The sequence below is a fragment of the Streptomyces sp. NPDC093252 genome (genome assembly GCF_040683675.1).
Classification (GTDB): Bacteria; Actinomycetota; Actinomycetes; order Streptomycetales; family Streptomycetaceae; genus Streptomyces.
In genome coordinates, this window is record NZ_JBFBEM010000003.1 from 621,254 (window position 1) to 628,792 (window position 7,539).

At 71.3% G+C, this 7,539-nt stretch carries 6 protein-coding genes and 1 rRNA gene; 5 read left to right on the forward strand and 2 right to left on the reverse strand.

Going from position 1 to position 7,539, the window contains the following annotated elements; genetic code table 11:
* The first annotated feature begins 143 nt into the window (after positions 1-143).
* Genes AB0O01_RS08850 through AB0O01_RS08870 form a run of 5 tightly spaced genes read left to right on the forward strand, consistent with a single transcriptional unit; the run spans position 144 to position 6,818 of the window.
* Entirely contained in the window at positions 144-995 is an 852-nt protein-coding gene (locus tag AB0O01_RS08850; RefSeq protein WP_365311754.1) for a hypothetical protein, read from the forward strand.
* Positions 985-2,334, forward strand: a complete 1,350-nt coding sequence (locus AB0O01_RS08855) for a hypothetical protein (protein ID WP_365311755.1) — start codon at positions 985-987, stop codon at positions 2,332-2,334. The genes AB0O01_RS08850 and AB0O01_RS08855 overlap by 11 nt, the downstream gene beginning before the upstream one ends.
* Positions 2,331-3,887 (forward strand): SCO6880 family protein, encoded by a 1,557-nt coding sequence (locus AB0O01_RS08860; RefSeq protein WP_365311756.1) that lies wholly within the window; start codon positions 2,331-2,333, stop codon positions 3,885-3,887. The genes AB0O01_RS08855 and AB0O01_RS08860 overlap by 4 nt, the downstream gene beginning before the upstream one ends.
* A gap of 7 nt (positions 3,888-3,894) precedes the next feature.
* Entirely contained in the window at positions 3,895-5,316 is a 1,422-nt protein-coding gene (locus tag AB0O01_RS08865; protein ID WP_365311757.1) for an ATP-binding protein, read from the forward strand.
* 29 nt (positions 5,317-5,345) lie between these two features.
* Positions 5,346-6,818: a type IV secretory system conjugative DNA transfer family protein gene (locus AB0O01_RS08870; protein WP_365311758.1), complete on the forward strand. Its 1,473-nt coding sequence runs from the start codon at positions 5,346-5,348 to the stop codon at positions 6,816-6,818.
* 8 nt (positions 6,819-6,826) lie between these two features.
* On the opposite strand, the gene AB0O01_RS08875 is transcribed toward AB0O01_RS08870, so the two are convergent.
* Positions 6,827-7,384 carry a GNAT family N-acetyltransferase gene (locus AB0O01_RS08875; protein WP_365311759.1) on the reverse strand — a complete coding sequence of 186 codons (558 nt, stop codon included), beginning with the start codon at positions 7,382-7,384 and terminating at the stop codon, positions 6,827-6,829.
* A 68-nt stretch (positions 7,385-7,452) separates the two neighbouring features.
* A 5S ribosomal RNA gene (gene rrf / locus AB0O01_RS08880) occupies positions 7,453-7,539 on the reverse strand; the annotation flags it as partial.

Genomic DNA, 7,539 nt, shown 5'->3' on the forward strand with positions numbered 1-7,539 from the left:
GGCTGAGGTTGCGTCTCCCTGATGTCGAGTCACCACACCGCGCCCGCGCGGCGACCCGCCCGGCTACCGTCGTATCCGGAGCCGTGCCCCAGGCACGCCCTCCACCGGCACGACAGCGACCACAGCGAGGGGGCACCGGCGGCATGAGCCTCGGGGACGACCACGGCTACGGCGACTCCACCCGCGCCGACACCTCCGACGCGTACGGCGGCAGCGGCAGCACCCGCACCCGGCTGCCCGGGTCCGCCGCCTCCGGCACCGCCCGGCGCGGCGGACGCACCTCCTCCAGAAGCCTGGTCACGGTCGTCGGCGTGGTCGTCCTGCTGATCGCCGCCATCGCCTTCGCGAACCGCGGAGGGGACGATTCCGCGGACGCCTCCCCCGGCCCCGCCGCCCCACCCGGCACCGCCCCCACGGCCCCCTCCGGCACGGACCCCGTCGACACCACCACCAACGGCATCCCCACCGGCTACGCCCGAACCGAACAGGGCGCCCAGAGCGCGGCGGCGAACTTCGCGGTGGCACTGGGGTCGACGGGCATGTACGCGACGAACTCCCGGCGCTCCATCGTCAGCACCGTCTACGCACCCGACGTAGCCGCGAGCCGCGGTGCCGACATCGACTCCGCCTACTCCGACGAACAGTTCCTGCGCAACATCGGGCTCGACCGGGACGGCACGGCCCCCGACGGCCAGTCCTTCGTCTCCCGGGTCATCCCGGTGGGCACCAAGGTGACCGCGTTCAGCCAGACCGCCGCCACCGTCGAGGTCTGGTACTCGTCGCTGTTCGGCCTCTCGGGCGAAGCCTCCGTCAATCCCGTGACCGAGAGCTGGTTCACGGCCACGTACCAGCTCACCTGGGCCGACGACTGGAAGATCACCGACTTCCAGCAGAAGGACGGCCCCGTTCCGGTGGCACGCGATCAGAAGGCGTCCACCGCCGAGGACATGACGAAGGCCGTCGAGGAATACGGAGGGTTCACCTATGCGCGCTAGGCGTCTGCCCCTCAAGGTGACGGCCGCGGTCGCCGCCCTTCAGGCCACCGCGGTGCTGCTGGCCGCCCGCGCGGTCGCTTCACCCCCCACCCCGCCCAGCCCGAGCCCCAGCCCGAGTCCAAGCCCCAGCACCAGCCCCTCCGCCAACGAGGACTGCGACCTCATCCGCGGCCCTGCCGCCGATTACTGCGAGCGCGGCGACGAGGGCACCGGGGCCACCTCCGTCGACCCCTCCGCCACCACCGACCCCCTCGCCTCCCTCGCCCAAGGCTGCGCCGACGCCGCCGCCTGGACCGTGCAGAAGCTCAGCGACGCCGTCCAGGAGACGGCCAACGTCGACTTCACCAACGAACGCTTCCTCCAGCAGTACGCCGTCGTCTTCGCCGCCTCCACCATCCTCACCCTCCTCCTCTGGCTCCTCGCCGTCGCCAAGCGCGCGGTGCGCGGCGTCCCGTTCGCCACCGCCGTCAGCGAGGCCATCGGGTTCCTCTGGCTGACCGTCCTCGCCTCCGCCTTCACCCCGCTGATCCTCTACACCATCGTCTCCGCGACCGACGGCATCAGCGAGGTCCTCGCCCGCGCCACCGGCGACCAGACCGACGTCTTCTTCGGCAACTTCGCCGAGGCCCTGGACCAGGGCACCGACATCGGCGGCGGCCCGATCATGCTGATCGTGGTCTCCCTGGTGTCGATCGTCGCCGCCGGAGTCCTCTGGCTGGAACTGGTCATCCGCGCCGCCCTGCTCTACGTCGGCGCCCTGCTCGGCACGGTCGTCTACGCCGGACTCGTCGACAAGAACCTGTGGAGCCACGTCCGCCGCTGGGCCGGCATCATGATCGCCGTCATCCTGGTCAAACCGGTCATCGTGATCGTCCTCGGCCTGGCCGGCGCGCTCTCCGCCGACGACGGCCCCGACGCCTTCTCCGCCGTCGTCTCCGGCCTCTCCATCATCCTGCTCGCCATCTTCGCGTCCGCGATGATCTACCGGTTCGTCCCCGGCTTCGGCGACGAGATCGCCGGCTCCCGCAACAACCGGCTGATGCAGGGCGCCGAGGGCAAGGCCGCCGCCGTCATCAGCTCCCCCGCCACCCTCGTCGCCCAGGGCATCAAGACCCACAGCACCCGGGCCGACCAGGGCAGCTCCGGCGCCGCCCCCCGCCCCGCCAACCAGACCGCCGGCGGCGTCGCCGCGCACAGCACCCGCGCCCCCGGCGGCACCGGCACCGGCGGAGCCACCCCCGCCCCCCGCTCCGGCTCCCCGGTGAACACCCCGCACGCCAGCAACACCCGCAACCTCGGCAAGAGCAGCAACAACCGCACGGGAGGTGAAGGGCGTTGACGACCGAGTCCCATCTGTCCCATCCGGTCACGCCCCGCCGTACGTATCTCATCGGCCGGGCCCGGCCGAACGCGATCGTCGGCCGCAATCGCGAGACCGGCGAGATCGCCCTGATCATCGCCGGGGCGTTCCTCGGCATGATGTGCGGGCTCCTCGTCCCCGTGCTCTCCCTGCGGATCGTGCTGCTCGCCGGGTTCCCGATGCTCGCCCTCGCCGCGGTGTACATGCCCTACAAGCGCCGCACCCTCTACAAGTGGTTCGAGATCAACCGCAGCTTCAAACGGACCCTGCGCTCCGGCACCACCTACCGCTCCGGCGTCGTCGAGGCCGGCACCCGCATCGACGGCCGCGAGGTCGAGGTCGGCCCGCCCCCCGGCATCGGCCGCATCACCTGGCTGGCCGCCCCCTTCGGCCCCGACGAGATCGCCGTCCTCCTGCACGCCGACCGCAAGACCGTCACCGCCGCCATCGAGATCGAGGGCCCCGGCGTCGGACTGCGCGACAGCGAGGACCAGGAAGCCCTCGTCGACCGCTTCGGCACCCTCCTCAAGCACGTGGCCAACGGCGACGGCTTCGTCACCCGCCTCCAGATGCTCGCCCGCACCCTCCCCGCCGACCCCGACGCCCACGCCAAGGACGTCGCCGTCCGCGGCGACGACAAGGCCCCCGGCTGGCTCCAGGACTCCTACGACCAGCTCCAGTCCATGGTCTCCACCAGCAGCGAGCAGCACCGCGCCTACCTCGTGGCCTGTATGCACTACACCCGCGAACTCGCCGCCGAGGCCCAGGCCATGGCCCGCGCCGCCCGCCCGCACCGCGGCCGGGCCGACCGCGACGCCGGACTCGCCGTCGTCATGGCCCGCGAGCTGACCGACATCTGCTCCCGCCTCCAGGAAGCCGACATCCGCGTCCGCCAGCCCCTCGGCCAGGGCCGCCTCGCCTCCCTCGTGCACTCCATGTACGACCCCGACCACCCCATCGACCACATCCAGGCCATGACCCAGCGCAACGCCTGGCCCGCCGAACTCGACGCCATGGAGCCCACCTACCTCCAGGCCAAGACCCGCGAGTCCAGCACCCGCGCCCCCTGGTGCCACGCCACCGCCTGGGTGAAGGAGTGGCCGATGACCCCCGTCGGCGTCAACTTCCTCGCCCCGCTCCTCGTCCACACCCCGGACGTGATCCGCACGGTCGCCGTCACCATGGACCTCGAACCCACCGAGGTCGCCATCGAGCGCATGCTCACCGAGAAGACCAACGACGTCGCCGAACAGTCCCGCGCCGCCAAGATGAACCGCACCGTGGACCCCCGCGACATCGCCGCCCACGACCGGCTCGACCAGCGCGGCGAAGACCTCGCCAGCGGCGCCGCCGGCGTCAACCTGGTCGGCTACATCACGGTCTCCTCCCGCTCCCCCGAAGCCCTCGGCCGCGACAAGCGGACCATAAGGGCCTCGGCCGGCAAGTCGTATCTGAAGCTGGAGTGGTGCGACCGCGAGCACCACCGGGCCTTTGTGAACACCCTCCCGTTCGCCACCGGCATCCGAAGGTAGGCCCCTGATGCGGGACCCGCTGTCCGTCCTCACCGACGCCTTCACGTCCTTCCTCTTCGGAAAGGTCGAGACCACCCGGCTCCCGGTGCGCACGTCCACGGGCCAGGCCCAGGCGGTCTATCTGCCGACCGCCGCGCCCGGCCTCGGCGACTCCGGCGTGATCATCGGCCGCGAGGTGTACTCCGGCAAGGGCTACATCTACGACCCCTTCCAGCTCTACGGCCAGCAGCTCCCCGCCCCCCACTGGCTGGTCCTCGGCGAGTCCGGCAACGGCAAGTCCGCGCTGGAGAAGACCTACGTCCTGCGCCAGCTCCGCTTCCGCGACCGCCAGGTCGTCGTCCTGGACGCCCAGGGCGAGGACGGCGTCGGCGAATGGAACCTCATCGCCGAGGAACTCGGCATAACCCCCATCCGCCTGGACCCCACCGCCGCCCTCGACATGGGCATCCGCCTCAACCCCCTCGACCCCTCCATCACCACCACCGGCCAGCTCGCCCTGCTCCGCACCATCATCGAAGTCGCCATGGGCCACGGCCTGGACGAACGCTCCGGCTTCGCCCTCAAGGTCGCCCACGCCTACGTCAACGAGACGATCGTCGAGCGCCAGCCGGTCCTCTCCGACATCGTCGAGCAGCTACGCCACCCCGAGCCCGAGTCCGCCGAGGCCATGAACGTCGACATAGACGACGTCCGCGCCTGGGGCCTGGACGTGGCCCTGGTCATCGACCGCCTGGTCGACGGCGATCTGCGCGGCATGTTCGACGGCCCCACCACCGTCGGCATCGACCTCGACGCGCCCCTGATCGTCTTCGACCTCTCCCACATCGACCGCAACTCCATCGCCATGCCCATCCTCATGGCGATCGTCGGCGTGTGGCTGGAGCACACCTGGATCCGCCCGGACCGCAAGAAGCGGATCTTCCTGGTCGAGGAAGCCTGGCACATCATCAACAGCCCCTTCGTCGCCCAGCTCTTCCAGCGCCTCCTGAAGTTCGGCCGCCGCCTCGGCCTCTCCTTCGTCGCCGTCGTCCACCACCTCTCCGACGTCATCGACGGAGCGGCGGCCAAGGAAGCCGCCGCCATCCTCAAAATGGCGTCCACCCGCACCATCTACGCCCAGAAGGCCGACGAGGCCCGCGCCACCGGCAAGGTCATCGGTCTGCCCCGCTGGGCCGTGGAGATCATCCCGACCCTCACCCCCGGCATCGCCGTCTGGGACGTCAACGGCAATGTCCAGGTCGTCAAGCACCTCATCACCGAGAGCGAACGCCCCCTGGTCTTCACCGACCGCGCGATGACCGAATCCTCCCTCGACCACGACCACGACCTCGCCGACGACGCCCTGCGCGCCGCCGAACTGGAGGCCGAGGAACGAGCGGCGGCCTTCGTGGAACAGCACCTCGGCGACTCCGAGTCGACGGTGGCCTGAGGGCACAGAGCGCAAGGAGAGACGGCGACGTGCGACACGACGATCCCCGTCAGGGCGGCCAGGCCGGCCAGGGCGGCATCCCGGACGGGCTGCTGGTCGGCCTGCTCGCGTTCCTGCTCGGCATGACCCTGATGGTGTGGTCCGCGACCATGCTGGCCGGCTGGTTCGCCCACGGCGTCTGGCCCGAGGGCGTCACCTTCGTCCGCAGCCCGCTGGCCATACGCGCCCTGGCCACCGAGCCGCACGACCTCCCCGCCGCCTGGCCCGACACCCCCGCCGCCCAGCTCTCCGGCTACGGCCTGTTCTGGGGCCTGTTCATCGGCCAGCTCATGGTCCTGATCGTCCTCACCGTCTTCGTCCTGGGCACCACCGCCCGCTACCGGGCAGGCCGAGCCCGCCGACGCGCCGAACGCCTCACCACCCCACCCCACCCCGAACCCCCCAACCAGCCCGAGGTCCCCACCCCCCGCACCGCACCGGCACTGAAGCCGGACCCGCCACTGAAACTGGAACCTGAACTGGCCCTAGAACTGGCCGCACTGCCGGAACCCACACCCCCCACCACCCCCCGGGACCACCCCACCCTCCTCTTCGAACCCCCCGAGCGCCGCCGCGCCACCGCCGTCCAGGCGATCCGCGACGCCGAGGGCCCGGCCCTGATCGTCACCTCCGACCCGGCCCTGTGGCACGACACCAAGGACGCCCGCGCCAAACTCGGCCCGGTCCTCCTCTACGACCCCACCCACCGCTGCGACACCCCGGCCCGGCTGCACTGGTCCCCCACCACCGGCTGCGAGGACCGGACCACCGCCGCCGGCCGCGCCACCGCCCTGCTCGCCCCGGTCCGCCCCACCGCCAAGCTCGACCAGGCCGTCGCCGACACCGCCGAGATACTGCTGCGCAGTTGCCTGCACGCCGCCGCCCTGGACGGCCGCACCGTCCGCCATGTCCACCGCTGGGCCCAGGGCAACCAGATCCAGGACGCGGTACGCACCCTGCGCACCCACCCCAAGGCCGCCCCCGGCGCCGCGGGCGAACTCGAAGCCGCCCTCACCTCCCACCCCGAACGCCGGGACATCGCGCAGGAGTTGGCGGGCAGAGCACTCTCGGCACTCTTCACGGTGAATGTCCGGGAAGCGTGCACCCCCAATCGAGCCGATGCCCTCGTACTGGATTCTTTTGTGGCCGAAGGGGGCACGCTCTATGTGGTCGGTGACTCCATCGAGGACCCCAGGGCCAATCCCGGCGCGATGCCCCTGCTGACGGCCCTCGTCTCCAGCGTGGTCGAGCACGGCCGGCACATGGCCGAACGGTCATCGTCCGGTCGGCTCGACCCACCACTCTCACTGATCCTGGACGACATCGCCGCCGTCGCCCCGATCCCGGAGCTGCCCGCCCTGCTCACCCGGGGCGCCGACCGCGGCCTGCCCACCCTGGCGCTGCTCCGCTCCCGCGAACAGGCCCGCTCCCGCTGGCCGGGCGAGGAACTGCCGGTCCCCTGACGGTCGTCTCAGGGCCGCTCCAGCACATACTCCAACTCGGCGTCCCCCGAGTCCCCCGCCAACGGCACCGTCACCCCGCTCGGCTCGAACCCCAGCCTGCGGTACAGCGCCCGCGCCCGCCCGTTGTCCTCGTGCACGATCAGCCGCACCCGCTCCACCCCCTGCCGCCAGGCCCAGCCGAGCGCCTCGTCGAAGAGCAGCTCGGTCAGCCCGCACCCCCGGTGCTCGGGCCGCATGAACACCCCGACCACATGCCCCTGCCGCCGGTCCACCGGGAACCCGGCCCAGTCCGTGGTCCCGGCCTCCTCGATCAGCACGGTCACCGTCCCGACCCACTCCCCGTCCGGCCCCTGCGCGATGATCTGCCGGCCCGCGTCGGCATCCTCGGCCGACCTCTCGGCCCGCCCCCGCCAGAATGAATCGGGCCGGGCGAGAGCCTGCTCATAGGTCTCCAGAAACGCCAGATGCGCGACCGGATCCAACAGCGCGGCCAGCCGCAACTCCTTCATCGCGGGCCACTCATCGGCCCGAATGGCCCGAACCAGATACCGCCCCTCATGACTCATGAGCCCCACCGTAATACAAACGCAAGAAAGCCCCGCATCAATAGATGCGGGGCTTCCCCTCAAAATTTGTTCGGCGGCGTCCTACTCTCCCACCGGGTCCCCCCAGCAGTACCATCGGCGCTGTAAGGCTTAGCTTCCGGGTTCGGAATGTAACC